Genomic DNA, 15,457 nt, shown 5'->3' on the forward strand with positions numbered 1-15,457 from the left:
GCCGCCTAGGGTCTGACCAGCAGCTGGAAGTCGAAGGCGTACCGGGACGCGCGGTAGATGTGCGTCCCGTACTCCACCGGCCGTCCGGTGTCGTCGTACGCCGTGCGCTGCATGGTCAGCAGGGCCGCCCCCTCCTTCTCCCTGAGCAGGGCGGCCTCCCCGGCGGTGGCCGAGCGGGCCCCCACGGTCTGGCGGGCGCTGTGCAGGGTGATGCCCGCCGAGCGCAGCAGCCGGTACAGGCCGGTCGACTCCAGGCGTGCGGTGTCGAGGTCCAGCAGGGCGGGGGGAAGGTAGTTGCACAGGAACGCCACCGGCTGCCCGTGCGTGGCGCGCAGCCGCTCCAGCAGGGTGACCTCGCTGCCCTCCGGGATGCCCAGCGCGGCCGCGACGTCCGCGGTCGCCGGCACGCGTTCGTTGCGGACGACGTCCGTGGTGGGCCCCTGCCCGGCCGTCTCCAGATCGTCGTAGAGACTGCTCAGCTCCAGCGGCCGCTTCACCTGGCTGTGCACCACCTGCGTGCCCACTCCGCGGCGGCGCACCAGCAGGCCCTTGTCGACGAGCGACTGGATCGCCTGGCGGACGGTCGGACGGGACAGGCCGAGGCGGGTCGACAGATCGATCTCGTTGCCCAGCAGGTTGCCGGGGGTGAGGGCCCCGTGCTCGATCGCCGCCTCCAGCTGCTGCGCGAGCTGGTAGTAGAGCGGTACCGGGCTGGTGCGGTCCAGCGCGAAGTGCAGCGCGTCGAGCGCCGAGCCGGGCGTCGCACGGGCGCGGTCGCCGGTCTTCGCCATCGGGGCGCCTCCTCGGTTCGGTGGGGTGCGGGCCGGTGGTCGCGTCAGGAGGGCGCGGCGCCGATGGCGGCGGCGGACCGGCCGGGGAACTGTCCGTGCGTGCGCGTTCGCGCGAGGGGTACGTCCCCTCGCAGGGGGTAGAGATCGATCTTGATGCGCCCCCTCGTGATCGAACGCCGTGGCTGGACCGGCTCGGCCATGCGCCACGCTCCTCACGGTGGTCGGGGGGTCCGGCGTCTCCCAGGTGTAGATCCGCGGAGCCTCCGGTGTCAATACTTTGTTCTAACATTCGGACCTGATCGTGAAATGATGTCTTAACAAAGTATTGACAGGCGGCCCGGCACGGGATTGGATCCCGTCCCAGCAGCGCACGAGCCGGGTCCGGGACATCTGAACAGTCGCGGACCCGGCCCCGTGGCCCCAATCTGAGGAGAACGGGGCCCCGGATCCTCGCGATCGCCCTCTCCCTTCCCCCGTCGTTCTCCCGGTAGCACAGTGAGGTGCAGGAAAGATGGACAGCTCTTCTCCCTCCCGCTCGCGCAGAATCGCCCCGGTCGTGGCCATGGCCGCGGCGGTGGCCCTGACCCTCGCAGGCTGCTCCAGCAGCTCCGGCGGAAAGAAGTCCGAGGAGAGCGCGGACGGCGCTTCCGCGGGCAAGGCGAGCACCCCGCAGATGACGGTCGCCCTGGTGACCCATCAGTCGCCCGGCGACACCTTCTGGGACATCGTCCGCAAGGGGGCCCAGGCCGCCGCGGACAAGGACAACGTCAAGCTGGTGTACTCCGCCGACCCGAGCGCGGGCGGCCAGGCCAACCTGATCCAGAACGCGATCGACCAGAAGGTCGACGGCATCGCGGTCACCCTCGCCAAGCCCGACGCCCTCAAGGCCGTCACCGCCAAGGCGACGGCCGCGAAGATACCCGTGGTGGGCCTCAACTCCGGTGTGAGCGAGTGGAAGAAGCTCGGCCTGCTGGAGTTCTTCGGCCAGGACGAGACGGTGGCCGGCGAGGCCCTCGGCAACAAGCTGAACTCGCTGGGCTCGAAGAACGTCGTCTGCGTCATCCAGGAGCAGGGCAACATCGGCCTGACCCAGCGCTGCGACGGCGTGAAGAAGACGTTCTCCGGCTCCGTCGAGAACCTCTACGTCAACGGCACCGACATGCCGTCCGTGAAGTCGACGATCACCGCCAAGCTCAGCCAGGACAAGGCCATCGACCACGTCGTCACGCTCGGCGCCCCCATCGCGCTGACCGCCGCGCAGTCGGTCACCGACGCCGGCAGCAAGGCCAAGATCGCCACCTTCGACCTCAACAAGGACCTGACCGGCGCCATCAGCAAGGGCACCGTCGAGCTGGCGGTCGACCAGCAGCCCTACCTGCAGGGCTACCTGGCGATCGACTCGCTGTGGCTCTACAAGAACAACGGCAACTACATGGGCGGCGGGGAACAGCCGGTGCTGACCGGTCCCGCCTTCGTGGACAAGTCCAACGTCGACGCGGTGGCCGCGTACGCCGCGAAGGGCACCCGGTGATGAGCATGACTCGGCACGCCGAGCCGGCGGTGGGGACACCGCCGGCCCCCGGCCGCAAGGAGAGTGACGGCCGGACCACGCAACGCCCCCTGGCCCTGCGCCTGTTGGCCCGCCCCGAGGTGGGCGTCTTCCTCGGTGCGGTCGCGGTGTACGTCTTCTTCCTGATCTCTGCGCCGCCGGTGCGCGAGGGCAGCGCGATGGCGAACATCCTCTACCAGTCGTCGACCATCGGGATCATGGCGCTGCCCGTCGCGCTGCTGATGATCGGCGGCGAGTTCGACCTGTCCGCCGGTGTCGCGGTGATCGCCTCGGCGCTCACCGCGAGCATGCTCAGCTACCAGCTCACCATGAACGTCTGGGTGGGCGTGGTCGTGGCGCTCCTGGTCTCCCTGGGGATCGGGTTCTTCAACGGGTGGATGGTGGTCAGGACCGGGCTCCCCAGCTTCCTGATCACGCTGGGCACCTTCCTGATCCTGCAGGGCGTGAACCTGGCGGTCACCAAGCTGGTCACCACCAACGTGGCCACCGACGACATCAGCAACATGGACGGCTTCGGCCAGGCGAAGAAGATCTTCGCCTCGTCCTTCGAGGTCGGCGGCGTCCAGGTGAAGATCACGATCGTGTACTGGCTGGTGTTCGCGGCCCTGGCCACCTGGGTGCTGCTGCGCACCAGGTACGGCAACTGGATCTTCGCGGTCGGCGGCAACAAGGAGTCCGCGCGGGCGGTCGGCGTGCCGGTGACCTTCACGAAGATCTCGCTGTTCATGCTGGTCGGCTTCGGCGCCTGGTTCGTCGGCATGCACCAGCTGTTCACCTTCAACACCGTGCAGTCCGGCGAAGGCGTCGGCCAGGAGCTGATCTACATCTCCGCGGCCGTGATCGGCGGCTGTCTGCTGACCGGCGGCGCCGGCTCGGCGATCGGCCCGGTCTTCGGCGCGTTCATGTTCGGCATGGTGCAGCAGGGCATCGTCTACGCGGGCTGGAACCCCGACTGGTTCAAGGCCTTCCTCGGCGTGATGCTCCTCGGCGCCGTTCTGATCAATCTGTGGGTCAGCCGCACGGCGACCCGGAGGTGACCCCCATGACTTCGAGCAACCACAGCGGCGCCCACGGGGCCGTCATCGCGGACACCGTCGCCGAGGGCGCGGACGACGGGGCGATCGTCGAACTGCGAGGCGCGGGCAAGTCCTACGGCAACATCCGTGCCCTGCACGGCGTCAGCCTGACCGTCCGCCCGGGCCGGGTGACCTGCGTCCTGGGCGACAACGGCGCCGGCAAGTCCACCCTCATCAAGATCGTCTCCGGGCTGCACCAGCACACCGAGGGAGAGTTCCTCGTCGACGGCCTGCCGGTGCGCTTCTCCACCCCGCGCGAGGCCCTCGACAAGGGGATCGCCACGGTCTACCAGGACCTGGCCACCGTCCCGCTGATGCCGGTATGGCGGAACTTCTTCCTCGGCTCGGAGATGACCAAGGGCTCCGGGCCGCTGCGCCGCCTCGACATCGGCAGGATGAAGAAGACCGCCGACGAGGAACTGCGCAACATGGGCATCGTCCTCGACGACCTGGAACAGCCCATCGGCACCCTCTCCGGCGGCCAGCGCCAGTGCGTCGCGATCGCCCGCGCCGTCTACTTCGGCGCCCGCGTCCTCATCCTCGACGAGCCCACCGCCGCCCTCGGCGTCAAACAGTCGGGCGTCGTGCTGAAGTACATCGCCGCCGCCCGCGACCGGGGCCTGGGCGTCATCTTCATCACCCACAACCCGCACCACGCCTACATGGTCGGCGACCATTTCAGCGTGCTGCGCCTCGGCACGATGGAGCTCACCGCCTCCCGCGACCGCGTCAGCCTGGAAGAACTCACCAACCACATGGCCGGCGGCGCCGAACTCGCCGCTCTGAAGCACGAGTTGTCCCAGGTCCGCGGGGTGGACGTGGATCTGCTGCCGGAGGAGAAGGACCTCACCGCTCCAGTGGCCGCCCCGGGCGAGGGGAAGTCCTGAGATGGCCGGTGCGCTGGAACGCATCCGGGTGGGATCCGCCCCCGACTCCTGGGGCGTGTGGTTCCCCGACGACCCCCGGCAGGTGCCCTGGGAACGCTTCCTGGACGAGGTCGCCGAAGCCGGCTACTCCTGGATCGAACTCGGCCCCTACGGCTACCTGCCGACCGACCCGGCCCGTCTCGCCGACGAGGTGGACCGGCGGAACCTGAAGGTCTCGGCGGGCACCGTCTTCACCGGGCTGCACCGCGGGCCCTCCGTCTGGGAGGCCACCTGGGCGCATGTGAGTCAAGTGGCCGCGCTCACCCGGGCGATGGGCGCCGGGCACCTCGTCGTCATCCCGTCCTTCTGGCGCGACGACAAGACGGCCGAGATCCTGGAGCCGCCGGAGCTGACCGGCGAGCAGTGGGCGCACCTCACCAAGGGCATGATGGGGGTCCCCCCGGCTCGAGCGAAGCCGAGGGCTGGGGGAGACTCGGACACGAGGTGAAGGAGGCCTACGGACTAAACCTGGTCGTCCACCCGCACGCCGACACCCATCTCGACACCGAGGACCACGTCGAACGGTTCCTGGACTCCACCGACGGCGAACTGGTCGACCTCTGCCTCGACACCGGTCACTACGCCTACTGCGGCGGCGACAGCGTCGAGTTGATCGAGACCTACGGCGAGCGCATCGGCTATCTGCACCTCAAGCAGGTCGACCCGGAGATCCTCGCCGAGGTGGTGCGCGACCAACTGCCGTTCGGCCCCGCCGTGCGACGCGGGGTGATGTGCGAACCGCCCTCCGGGACACCGGAGCTGGAGCCGGTCCTCGTCGCCGCCCAGCGGCTCGGCGTCGAGCTGTTCGCGATCGTCGAGCAGGACATGTACCCGTGCGAGCCGGACGAGCCGCTGCCCATCGCGGTGCGCACCCGCAAGTTCCTGCGTTCCTGCGGGGCATGAGCGGCCGCTGCCCGAAGGCGCGGCGCGCCGTCGCCGACAGGCGGCGGCGCGTTCCCGCTCGTATGGTGGGGGTGATGGGCCGCATGCGGCCCGTGCCCCCTGGTGCGGCTGTGGCCTGCGGCGCGAGAACCTCCTCACGCGGGAGTAAGCCCATGACACACCCGTACACGCGACTGCGCAGCGGCGTCCTCGTCGCCGCCGCGGTGGGCGCACTGGTGGTGCCGACCGCGGCCGGCGCGACGCCGCTGCCCTCCTCGGTCGCCACCGTCGCGGCCGCCGCCGAGCCCCCCTCGCCCACCCCGTCAGGTGACGGCGTCGTCGCCCTCACCCCCGCCGTGCGGCAACAGGTCGACGACGCCGTCCAGCGGGTCATGAAGCAGGCGAACGTGCCCGGCGTGAGCGTCGGCATCTGGACGCCCGGCAACGGCCAGTACGTGAAGTCCTTCGGCGTCCGCGACAAGAGCACCGGTCAGGCCATGGCCCCCGACCTGTTCATGCGGATCGGCAGCGAGACCAAGACGTTCACCGTCACCGCGCTCCTGCAACTCGTCGACCAGGGCAAGGTCGGCCTGAACGACACCATCGGCAGATACATCGACGGCGTGCCGAACGGTGACCGCATCACCCTGCGCCAGCTGGCCGACATGCGCAGCGGACTGTTCAACTACTCCGCCGACGAGGACTTCTTCAAGGCGCTGACCTCCGACCCGAACCGGCCCTTCACCCCGCAGGAACTGCTCGACTACTCCTTCAAGCACCCGGTGCTCTTCCCGCCGGGCAAGGAGTTCTACTACTGCAACACCAACCTGATCCTGCTCGGTCTGGTCGTCGAGAAGATGAGCGGTCAGCATCTCAACGAGTACATCCACGACCACATCCTGAACCCCGCCGGACTCGCCGACACCCTGTTCCCGACCGGCAACGAGTTCCCCACGCCGCACTCCCAGGGCTACACGAACCAGACCGCGACCGGGAAGGTCGAGGACTCGGCCGACTGGGACCCCTCCTGGGGCTGGGCCGCCGGCGCGATGATCTCCACTCTGGACGACCTGCGGATCTGGGCACGCACCGTGGCCACGGGCGTGCTGCCCGACGGCGACCGGATGATCAGCCCCGCCACCCAGAGACAGCGGCTGATCACACCGGCCACGCCCATCCCGGGCGCTGGGTACGGCCTCGGCATCTTCAACGTGCAGGGCTGGATCGGTCACAACGGCTCGCTGCCCGGTTACGAGTCGCTGACCATCTATCTGCCGTCCGCGCAGGCCACCCTCGTCGTCGTGCTGAACACCGACATCAACTACAAGAACCAGGAGCCCAGCACCCTGTTCGGCGACGCGATCACGTCGATCATCTCCCCGGACCACATCTTCAACCTGCCGGCGGAACCCGCGGCGCGGTGAGGACGTTCGACAAGACACAGGGCGAGTGAAGTCATGCACGGGGAGGGTGAGATGCAGGAGACGGAGCAGGCCGGCGTCGCGCAGGAGCGGCGCCGGGCCCGGTTCGGCGCGTTGCCCGAGCGGGTGCGCCCGCAGGACATGGTGGAGGAGCGGCCGGCCACGCCGAGAGACCCGGCGCGGGACGCCTACGACCCGGACGAGTTCGCGGTGCGCTACGGCCTCTGAGCCGATGAGCGCGGCCGGGGAGCACGTTCCCCGGCCGCGGTCGTGGCGGGTCCGCCGGCTCAGGCGCCCCGCACCTCGGCGATCGTCACCGGCCGGTGCTCGTGCAGGGACAGCGTGCACGCCTCCGCGATCCAGCCCGCCTCCAGAGCGTCCTCGATCGTGCAGGGCGAGGGGCGGGAGCCCGCCACGACCTCGGTGAACGCGGTGAGTTCGGCGCGGTAGGCGGCGGTGAAGCGGTCCATGAAGAAGTCGTGCGGGACGCCGGCCGGGAAGGTGACGCCGGGCTCCACCGAGCGCAGCGGCAGCTTGTCCTCCAGGCCCACGGCGATCGAGTCCGTGAAGCCGTGCAGCTCCATGCGGACGTCGTAACCCCGGGCGTTGTGACGGGAGTTGGAGACCACCGCGATCGTGCCGTCGTCGAGGGTGAGCACCGCCCCCGTGGTGTCGGCGTCGCCCGCCTCCCTGATGTAGTCGGCGCCCCGGTTGCCGCCGACCGCGTACACCTCGGTCACCTCGCGGCCCGTCACCCAGCGGATGATGTCGAAGTCGTGCACCGAACAGTCCCGGAAGATGCCGCCGGACGCGGCGACGTACGCCGCCGGCGGCGGGGCCGGGTCCAGCGTGGTGGAGCGGACGGTGTGCAGCTTGCCCAGCTCGCCCGCCCGCACGGCCGCCCGCGCGGCGACGAAACCCGCGTCGAAGCGGCGGTTGTAGCCGATCTGGATGGGCACGCTGCTGCCCTGGACGGCCTTCAGCACCGCGACGCCCTCGGTCATCGTCCTGGCGACGGGCTTCTCGCAGAACACGGGGACGCCCGCCTCGACGGCGGCGAGGATCAGACCCGGGTGGGCATCGGTGGCCGCCGCGATCACGACACCGTCCACCCCGGCGGCCAGCACGGCCTCGGGGGAGTCCGCGACGTCCGCGCCGAACCGCTCGGCGGCGGTCTTGGCGGCCTCCGCGAACGGGTCGGCCACGACGAGCGACTCGACGGCGTCGAGTCCGAAGAGGGTCTCGGCGTGGAAAGCGCCGATGCGGCCGAGGCCGAGGATTCCGATGCGCATGGGACGTGCAGCTCCTTGAGGGTTTTACGGGACGGGGACGGGGGGGACGGGAACACGGACGGGCGGGGGAAGAGGACGAGGGGAAGGGGAAGGGTGACGGTGGGGCCGGTGGGCTCGGCGGGCGCGGGGAGTGCGACGGCATCGACGATCCTGCCGGGCTCCTCGCCTCCCGGCATGTCGGCGACCGCCGCCCGCGGCACGCACAACGGCGTCCGCAGGCGGGAGAGCCGCGCCCCCAGGACCCAGGACGCCTTTCTGCGGGACCTGCCCGGGTTCCCCCGGGCCGGGCCGCACGTCCGTCGCCTCGCCGCCCGTGACGGCCCGCCCGGTCACCGGGGCCTCGTCCGGCTCCGGCCGCCGTCCGGCGGCGACGGCCGCGCCGACGCCCTGGCTGCCGCGGCCGGCACGGACGGCCTCGCCGTCGTGAAGTCGCATGTGCGCGCGGCCCCGTCAGCTGGTGCGGCGCTGGGCGGCCGCCCGCAGCGCGTCCCGCAGCGTCCGTGGGGTCCACTCCTCGTGCAGCGCCCGGCGTACGAGGTCGGCCTGCGAGGGCGGTGCGAGACCGTCGACCGGCGGGTCGGCGTCGAGGTTGGTGGGAAAGGGGTAGCCCTCGGCGCTCGCGGCGATCACCCGCTCCAGCCAGTCCTCGTCCGCACCCTGCGCCCGGCGTCGCCGCAGGACGGGGAAGACCGCGCCCGCCACCGCCTCCCGGTCCACCGTCTCCATCGCCCGTCCGAAGGCCGAGGACACCTGGAGCAGGTTGGCCGTGCGGCGCACGTCGGCGGTGCGGTTGTGGCCCGCCGCGTGCAGCACGGCCGGATTGAAGAAGACCGCGTCGCCCTTGGCCAGCGGGAGCTGCACGTGGTGCGCGCCGAAGTACGCCTGGAACTCCGGCAGCCGCCAGGCCAGATAGCCGGGCTCGTACGTCTGCGAGTACGGCAGGTACAGCGTGGGGCCGGTCTCCACCGGCATGTCGCAGTGCGCGACCGCGCCCTGCAAGGTGAGCACGGGGGAGAGCCGGTGGACGTGCGCCGGGTACCCGGCGGCGGTCTGCGCGGAGAGGAACCCGAGGTGGTAGTCGCGGTGCGGGCGTTGGGCGGCTCCGCCCGGGTTGACCACGTTGACCTGGGCGGTCACCTGGTAGCCGGGGCCCAGCCAGGCCCGCGAGGCGAGGGCGAGGACGTCGTTGGCGTAGTAGTCCGCGAACGTCTCCGGGTCGTACAGGGCGGTCTTCTCCAGGGCGTTCCAGACGCGGTCGTTGGCGCCGGGGGCGGCGAAGTGGTCGCCGGCGGCGGCGCCCGAGGCGCGCTGCTCGGCGATCAGCGACTCGAAGACGGCGGTGGCGCGGTCGACGACCGCCGGGTCGGGGAAGGCGCCCCGGAAGACCACGACGCCGGGGCCGTCGGCGAAGGCCCGCACCAGCTCGGTCCGCAGCGCCCGGTCCGCCAGCGCGCCCGTCGCCCGCAGCCGCTCGCTGTCGTAGACGAGGACGGCGCCCTCGACGGCCGCGGCGTGCGGATAGCCGGCGAGGTCGGTGCCGCGCTCGACGAGGGCGCGCAGCTCGTCGATGTCGCAGAGCTGCTCGGTCGGCCAGGCACGGTCTCGGGTGGAGGTGAAGGACATCGTCGTCCCTTCGGTGACAGCAGCGGCTCGGTGCTGTCATTCTTGTCAGTACAAACCCGTCGAACAACCAGCAGGCGGCCGTCAAAAACCCCTCAAGCCGACCTCTCAGGAGCCTCCGTGGGCCACCCCTTCCCGCTGCGTGAGATCGCACGTCAGGCCGGTCTGAGCGAGGCCACCGTGGACCGGGTGCTCAATGGCAGGGGCGGGGTCCGGGACTCCACCGCGCAGGAGGTGCGGCGGGCCATCGCCGATCTGGACCGGCAGCGCACCCAGGTCAGGCTGGTCGGCCGTACCTTCATGATCGACATCGTGATGCAGGCGCCGGAACGGTTCACCACGGCCGTCCGGTCCGCCCTGGAGGCGGAACTGCCGTCCCTGCACCCGGCGGTGCTGCGCTCCCGCTTCCACTTCCGCGAGACCGGTCCGGTGCGGGAACTGGTCGCGACCCTGGACCGGACCGTCCGGCGCGGCTCGCAGGGCGTGATCCTCAAGGCGCCGGACGTCCCCGAGGTCACCGCGGCCGTGGGCCGCCTGGTGGCCGCCGGCATCCCGGTCGTCACCCTGGTCACGGACCTGCCCGCGAGCGCCCGCCTCGCCTACGTCGGCATCGACGACCGGGCCGCCGGGGCCACCGCCGCCTATCTGATGGGCCAGTGGCTCGGCGATCGCCCCGGGAACGTGCTCACCAGCCTGAGCAGCGGCTTCTTCCGCAACGAGGAGGAGCGCGAGATGGGCTTCCGCAGCCTGATGCGCGCCCGCCATCCGGAGCGCGCGCTCGTCGAGATCGCCGAGGGGCAGGGGCTGGACGCCACGCAGTACGACCTCGTCCGGGCCGCGCTGGAACGCGACCCGGCGATCCGCGCCGTGTACTCCATCGGCGGCGGCAACATCGCCACCCTGCGCGCCTTCGCCGACCTCGGCCGCGACTGCGACGTGTTCGTGGCGCACGACCTCGACCACGACAACACCGGGCTGCTGCGCGAGCACCGACTGTCCGCCGTCCTGCATCACGACCTGCGGCACGACGTGCGCGAGGCCTGCCACACGGTGATGCGGGCGCACGGCGCGCTGCCCCCGGCCGGGCCCCGGCCGCCGTCGGCGATCCAGGTGGTCACCCCGTACAACATGCCGCCCCAGGGGGCGGCCGGCTGACGCGGCCGCCCCTGGGGCATGTGCTCTCGGTGCGGCGTCCCGTCCCGTTGCCGCGTGCCCGCCCGACCGCCTCAGCGGTGCAGCGCCGGCCGCCTCAGCGGTGCAGCGCTGGCCGCCTCAGCGGTGCAGCGCCGGCCGCCTCAGCGGTGCAGCGCCGGCCGCCTCAGCGGTGCAGCGCCGGCCGCCTCAGCGGTGCAGCGCCGGCCGCCTCAGCGGTGCAGCGCCGGCCCGCCTCAGCGGCGCCGCGCCGGCCGCCTCAGCGGTGCAGCGCGGGTGACGCGTCCGCCGGGGCGACCCGGGCCGCGCTGCGGTACAGGGTGATGCCCAGGGCCAGCAGCCAGTAGCTGAGGACGGCCCCCATCAACGCCGTCGTGCCCCAGCCGTTCGCCGCGTAGAAGAACGCGGGGTCGTTGCCGAAGAAGAGCGACGGCACGAACAGGAGGCCGACGCCGGCCAGGACGTACGCGGAACGGCCGGTCCAGCGGGGCAGCACGCCGCTGCGCGTGACCGCGTGGCCGAACGCCGCCAGGGACAGCCCCAGCATGAGCCGCGAGATCGACCCGTACAGGATGTAGGTGCCGCTGACGTCGATCGTCGGGTCGATCGGGTGGTCCACGGCGATGACCGCGCCGGCCTCCAGGCCCATCGAGACCAGGGTGACGGTGGCGTAGACGAGCCCGGTGGAGAAGGCGATCGAGCCGAGCCACCCGTGTTCGGGGGCGACCCGGGCGACGAGTTCGCGGAAGGCCGTGAAGAACACGACCAGACAGGCCAGGGCGACGATCCCGAGCAGCAGCCGGGACAGGACGTTCGCGTCCGGCGGCGGGCCTGAGTAGACGAAGTACAGCGGCACCTCGACGATGAGGGCGATCGCGGCGACGAGGGCCGCGAGGCCGGTCGTGCGGCGGGCGACGGCTTCGGACATGGGGTTCCCCCGAGTTCTCGGTGTGGTGGTCCGGGCGCCGGCGTCCTTGCGTTCGCCGACCCCTGAAGCGTGCCGCCCCACAGGGCCCGCCGTCGCTGGGCCTGGGTACCGGACCCGCGGTGTTGCCACCGCCACCCCTAGTAGGGGTGCACATCCGCCCAGACGCCGCCGCGCGCGGACCGCGTCATCGCGTCCAGCACGCTCGCGCTGTGCACCGCGTCGGCGAGCGTGGCCCCGTGCGGGACGCCCTCGGCGACCGAGCGCAGGAAGCGGTACGCCTCGACGACCTTGAGGTCGTCGTAGCCCATGGCGTTCGCGGCGCCCGGCTGGAAGGCCCCGAACTCGCCGTCGCCCGGGCCGACGTACACCGTGCTCACGGGCTGGTCCTGGTAGGCCGTGCCACGGCTGACGCCCAACTCGTTCATGCGCCTGAAGTCCCAGAACACCGCGCCCTTCGCGCCGTGCACCTCGAAGCCGTAGTTGTTCTGCTCGCCGACCGAGACCCGGCACGCCTCCAGCACCCCGCGGGCGCCGGACGCGAAGCGCAGCAGACAGCTGACGTAGTCCTCGTTCTCGACCGGGCCGAGCGCGCCGCCGGCGGCGCGGGCGTGGCCCGCCGTCGCGCCCGTGGGCCGGGCCCGCTCGGGCACGAACACCGCCGTGTCGGCCGTCAGCGCGGTGATCTCGCCGAGCAGGAAGCGGGCCAGGTCGGCGCCGTGCGACGCCAGGTCGCCCAGCACGCCGCTGCCGCCGCGCTCCCGCTCGTACCGCCAGGTCAGGGCGCCGTCCGGGTGGGCCGCGTAGTCGCTGAAGAGCCGGATGCGGACATGGGTGATCGCCCCCAGCTCGCCGGACGCGATCAGGTCGCGGGCCGCCTCGACGGCCGGGGCGTTGCGGTAGTTGAAGCCGACCGTGCCCTGCACGCCCGCCGCGGCCACCGCGTCGGCCACCGCGCGGGCGTCCTCGACCGTGAGGCCCACGGGCTTCTCGATCCAGATGTGCTTGCCGGCCTCGGCCATCGCGACGCCGATCTCGCGGTGCAGGAAGTTCGGCGCGGTGATGCTGACGGCTCCCACGCGCGGGTCGGCGGCCACCTCCCGCCAGTTGCGGGTGGTGGCGGTGAAGCCGAACCGCTCGGCGGCCTCCTCGGCGCGGCCGGGGACCTCCTCGGCGACGACGACCAGCTCCGGACGCAGGGCGAGCTCCGGGTAGTGGTGCCGGACCCGGGCGTAGGCCTGGGTGTGCACCCTGCCCATCCAGCCGAACCCGACGACGGCGACTCCGAGCGCGTCCACCATGACGGCTCCTCTCAGCCCTGCGCGGCCTCTTTAGACCGGTCCATGTCCTGTCCAGGCCACCCTGAGGGCGCTCCGAACAGGGTGTCAAGGCCCGTACGCCCGTTTGACAACCGGTCGGCCACATGGAACGGTCCAAGTCATGAGACCACCGACCATCCGCGACGTCGCCGACCGCGCGGGCGTGTCCAAATCGCTGGTCTCCCTCGTGCTGCGGGGCTCCGGGCAGGTGCGCGCGGAGAAGCGGGACGCCGTGCTGCGCGCCGTGCGCGAACTCGGCTACCGGCCCAACGCGGCGGCGCGCAGCCTCAGCGAGGCACGCGCGCTGCCCTCCGCCCGGCCGCGCTCCGGCGGGGGGACGCCCCTGGTCGGCGTCCTGCTGCACGACCTGCGCAACCCCTGGTACGTCGACCTCGTGGACGGCCTCAACTCCCTGCTGCACGCGAGCGGCATGCACATGCTGCTCGCCGACGCCCGGCTGAACCGCCGTGTCGGCCAGGACCCGGCCGACTCCTTCCTGGACCTGGGGGCGGACGGACTGGTGGTCGTCGGCACCCTGCCCGACCCGGCGGCGCTGGACGCGGTCGCCGAGCGGATCCCGGTCGTCGTCGCGGGCGCCCGCGAACCCGTCCCGCCGGGCGTCGACGTGGTCGCGGGCGACGACGAACAGGGCGCGCGCCTGGCCACCGAGCACCTTCTCGCGCTCGGCCACCGGCGCGTCGCGCACATCGCGGGCTACGGCGCGGTCGGCGAGCTGCGCCGGCGCAGCTTCGAGGCGGTGATGCGGGCGCACGGGGCGCAGGGGGCCGTGGTCGAGCCCTGCGACATGACCGAGGAGGGCGGACACCGCGCCGCCGTACGGCTGCTGGCCCGCCGGGACCGGCCCACCGCCGTGTTCGCCGTGAACGACATGGCCTGTGTGGGCGCGCTGTCGGCGGCGGAGGAGCTGGGCCTGCGCGTGCCCGGCGACCTCTCCGTGGTGGGCTACGACAACACCAGCACGTCGCGGCTGCGCCACCTGTGGCTGACCACCGTGGACAACGCCGGCCACGAGGTCGGCCGCCGGGCGGCCCGCTGCCTCCTCGACCGGATCGAGGGGCGCGGGGGAGCGGGGCGGGTGCAGCTGGCCCCGCCGCTGCTGGAGATCCGGGGGACGACGGCTCCGGCGGCCGCCCCGCTCACCGGTTGATCGCGTAGGCCTTCCGCAGCGTCTCGTGGACCGTCCACGTCGTGCGGTCGCCCTCGTGCAGCACGGCCATGTCGCCGGGTCCCACGGTCAGGACGGGGCCGCCCTCGACCTCGATCGTCGCCGAACCGCTGATCACCACGAACAGCTCGTCCGCCTCGGTGTCGGTGACCACGCCCGGCGTGATCTGCCAGATCCCCCGGACCTGGCGGCCGTCGGCGGACTCCCAGACCACCTTGCCGGCGGCCTCGGGAGCGCCGGAGACGATCTGGGCCGGATCCAGCGGGTCGGGTTCGAGGTCGACCTCGGGGACGTGCAGAGCGAAGCTGTGAGTCATGCGGCGACCCTAGCGGCGCGGTCCCGCCGTGCGGTGTGGACAGGGTGTGTGCCGCGGGCGGGGGAGGGGCGGCAGTTCGTCGCGGCGGAGGGGCGGAGGGGCATAGGGGCGGAGGGGCATAGGGGCAAATGGGCGGCCCGGTCCGCTCCGGGTGCGGCCGGGCGGGTACCGCGGCACGCTCGAAGCATGGGTGAACGCTGGGAGGTCCGCCGGGCGGGCGCGGCGGACGCCCCGCACCGGGTGCTGATGATCCCGGGCGGGATGTGCACGACGGAGTTCTACGCCGATGTCATGGCCGAGCCCACGGTGGCCGGACTCGGCATGGTCGCGGTCACGCAGCCGGGGTTCGGCCGTACCGAGGCGCCCGCGGACGTGTCCATGGAGCACTACGCGCGGCTGATGGCGGACTTCGCCGCACAGGCCGGCTGCGACACCGTCGTCGGGCACAGCCTGGGCGCGAACGTGGCGCTCGAGATGGCCGCGCTGGGCGTGTTCACCGGACCCCTCGTGCTCCTGTCGCCGACGTTCTCGCGGGGCGACGAGGCGAGGTTCCTGACCGTGCTGAACGCCGTCGGCCGGGTGCCCGTGCTCGGCGCCGCGGCCTGGGCGGCCATGATCAAGCTTGTGCCGCGCGCGGTGAGACGCGAGCTGCCGCCGCACCGCGCCGAGACCCTGGCGGCGGTCATGGGCGGCAACGACCCGGCGACCTGCCGTCGCGTGGTGCGCGCCTACTACGCCTACCTGGACCGGTATCCCTCCCTGGTCCCCAGGCTGTGCGCGGCGACCGTCCCCGCGTGGGCGGTACGCGGCGACCGCGACGAGATCGGCCTGACGGACGGCGAGCGGCGCGGTCTGGAGGCCTGCCCGCACGTGCGCACGGTCACCGTGCCCGACGCGGGCCACCTCCTCCTGGTCGAGCAGCCGGCCGCCGTCGCCCGGATCGTCGCGGAGGCGGCCGCTGCGGCGGTGCGCTGAACGCGG

15 protein-coding genes and 1 pseudogene are annotated in these 15,457 nt (G+C 72.3%); 9 read left to right on the forward strand and 7 right to left on the reverse strand.

All coding sequences use genetic code 11. From position 1 onward, the window contains the following. Positions 1-5: 5 nt before the first annotated feature. Both Sri02f_RS29010 and Sri02f_RS41380 read right to left on the reverse strand, forming a co-directional pair. Positions 6-791 (reverse strand): GntR family transcriptional regulator, encoded by a 786-nt coding sequence (locus tag Sri02f_RS29010; protein ID WP_109004279.1) that lies wholly within the window; start codon positions 789-791, stop codon positions 6-8. Positions 792-835: 44 nt separating this feature from the next. Beyond that, positions 836-991, reverse strand: a complete 156-nt coding sequence (locus Sri02f_RS41380; RefSeq protein ID WP_159106794.1) for a hypothetical protein — start codon at positions 989-991, stop codon at positions 836-838. A gap of 311 nt (positions 992-1,302) precedes the next feature. Here Sri02f_RS41380 and Sri02f_RS29015 point away from each other — a divergent pair, with 311 nt between their 5' ends. From Sri02f_RS29015 to Sri02f_RS29040, 6 genes and pseudogenes are all read left to right on the forward strand, one after another. Continuing rightward, the gene (locus tag Sri02f_RS29015; protein WP_109004280.1) at positions 1,303-2,322 is read left to right on the forward strand and encodes a substrate-binding domain-containing protein; all 1,020 of its coding nucleotides are present in this window, start codon (positions 1,303-1,305) and stop codon (positions 2,320-2,322) included. Then, the gene (locus tag Sri02f_RS29020; RefSeq protein ID WP_109004281.1) at positions 2,322-3,398 is read left to right on the forward strand and encodes an ABC transporter permease; all 1,077 of its coding nucleotides are present in this window, start codon (positions 2,322-2,324) and stop codon (positions 3,396-3,398) included. The genes Sri02f_RS29015 and Sri02f_RS29020 overlap by 1 nt, the downstream gene beginning before the upstream one ends. Positions 3,399-3,403: 5 nt before the next feature. Next, the gene (locus Sri02f_RS29025) at positions 3,404-4,324 is read left to right on the forward strand and encodes an ATP-binding cassette domain-containing protein (RefSeq protein WP_109004372.1); all 921 of its coding nucleotides are present in this window, start codon (positions 3,404-3,406) and stop codon (positions 4,322-4,324) included. A gap of 1 nt (position 4,325) precedes the next feature. Next, positions 4,326-5,266, forward strand: a pseudogene (locus tag Sri02f_RS29030) (sugar phosphate isomerase/epimerase family protein). A gap of 152 nt (positions 5,267-5,418) precedes the next feature. Then, positions 5,419-6,669 (forward strand): serine hydrolase domain-containing protein, encoded by a 1,251-nt coding sequence (locus Sri02f_RS29035; protein ID WP_109004282.1) that lies wholly within the window; start codon positions 5,419-5,421, stop codon positions 6,667-6,669. A 51-nt stretch (positions 6,670-6,720) separates the two neighbouring features. After that, positions 6,721-6,894, forward strand: a complete 174-nt coding sequence (locus Sri02f_RS29040; RefSeq protein ID WP_245970848.1) for a hypothetical protein — start codon at positions 6,721-6,723, stop codon at positions 6,892-6,894. Between the two features lie 59 nt (positions 6,895-6,953). Here Sri02f_RS29040 and Sri02f_RS29045 read toward each other — a convergent pair whose 3' ends face one another. Together Sri02f_RS29045 and Sri02f_RS29050 are read right to left on the reverse strand one after the other, a co-directional pair. Continuing rightward, positions 6,954-7,958 (reverse strand): Gfo/Idh/MocA family protein, encoded by a 1,005-nt coding sequence (locus tag Sri02f_RS29045; RefSeq protein ID WP_109004284.1) that lies wholly within the window; start codon positions 7,956-7,958, stop codon positions 6,954-6,956. A 450-nt stretch (positions 7,959-8,408) separates the two neighbouring features. Then, a complete protein-coding gene (locus Sri02f_RS29050) occupies positions 8,409-9,581 on the reverse strand; it encodes a phytanoyl-CoA dioxygenase family protein (protein ID WP_109004285.1) in 1,173 nt (390 codons plus the stop codon). Positions 9,582-9,698: 117 nt separating this feature from the next. Between Sri02f_RS29050 and Sri02f_RS29055 the strand changes: the two genes are divergently transcribed. Then, positions 9,699-10,733: a LacI family DNA-binding transcriptional regulator gene (locus Sri02f_RS29055; protein ID WP_109004286.1), complete on the forward strand. Its 1,035-nt coding sequence runs from the start codon at positions 9,699-9,701 to the stop codon at positions 10,731-10,733. A gap of 256 nt (positions 10,734-10,989) precedes the next feature. Here the strand turns inward: Sri02f_RS29055 and Sri02f_RS29060 are convergent, their stop codons facing one another. Both Sri02f_RS29060 and Sri02f_RS29065 read right to left on the reverse strand, forming a co-directional pair. Then, on the reverse strand, positions 10,990-11,658 hold the full coding sequence (locus Sri02f_RS29060; RefSeq protein ID WP_109004287.1) for a hypothetical protein: 669 nt from the start codon (positions 11,656-11,658) through the stop codon (positions 10,990-10,992). A 137-nt stretch (positions 11,659-11,795) separates the two neighbouring features. Continuing rightward, positions 11,796-12,956 carry a Gfo/Idh/MocA family protein gene (locus tag Sri02f_RS29065; RefSeq protein ID WP_109004288.1) on the reverse strand — a complete coding sequence of 387 codons (1,161 nt, stop codon included), beginning with the start codon at positions 12,954-12,956 and terminating at the stop codon, positions 11,796-11,798. Between the two features lie 139 nt (positions 12,957-13,095). On the opposite strand from Sri02f_RS29065, the gene Sri02f_RS29070 reads away from it, so the two are divergent. Further along, positions 13,096-14,142 carry a LacI family DNA-binding transcriptional regulator gene (locus tag Sri02f_RS29070; protein WP_109004289.1) on the forward strand — a complete coding sequence of 349 codons (1,047 nt, stop codon included), beginning with the start codon at positions 13,096-13,098 and terminating at the stop codon, positions 14,140-14,142. Here the strand turns inward: Sri02f_RS29070 and Sri02f_RS29075 are convergent. Further along, positions 14,132-14,476 carry a cupin domain-containing protein gene (locus Sri02f_RS29075; RefSeq protein WP_109004290.1) on the reverse strand — a complete coding sequence of 115 codons (345 nt, stop codon included), beginning with the start codon at positions 14,474-14,476 and terminating at the stop codon, positions 14,132-14,134. The genes Sri02f_RS29070 and Sri02f_RS29075 overlap by 11 nt on opposite strands. Positions 14,477-14,662: 186 nt before the next feature. Here Sri02f_RS29075 and Sri02f_RS29080 point away from each other — a divergent pair, with 186 nt between their 5' ends. Next, complete coding sequence (locus Sri02f_RS29080) at positions 14,663-15,451, forward strand: alpha/beta fold hydrolase (RefSeq protein WP_109004291.1); 789 nt, start codon at positions 14,663-14,665, stop codon at positions 15,449-15,451. The last annotated feature ends 6 nt before the right edge of the window (positions 15,452-15,457 follow it).

Origin of the sequence: Streptomyces rishiriensis, from assembly GCF_003112535.1 — a bacterium.
Taxonomy (GTDB): Bacteria; Actinomycetota; Actinomycetes; order Streptomycetales; family Streptomycetaceae; genus Streptomyces; species Streptomyces rishiriensis.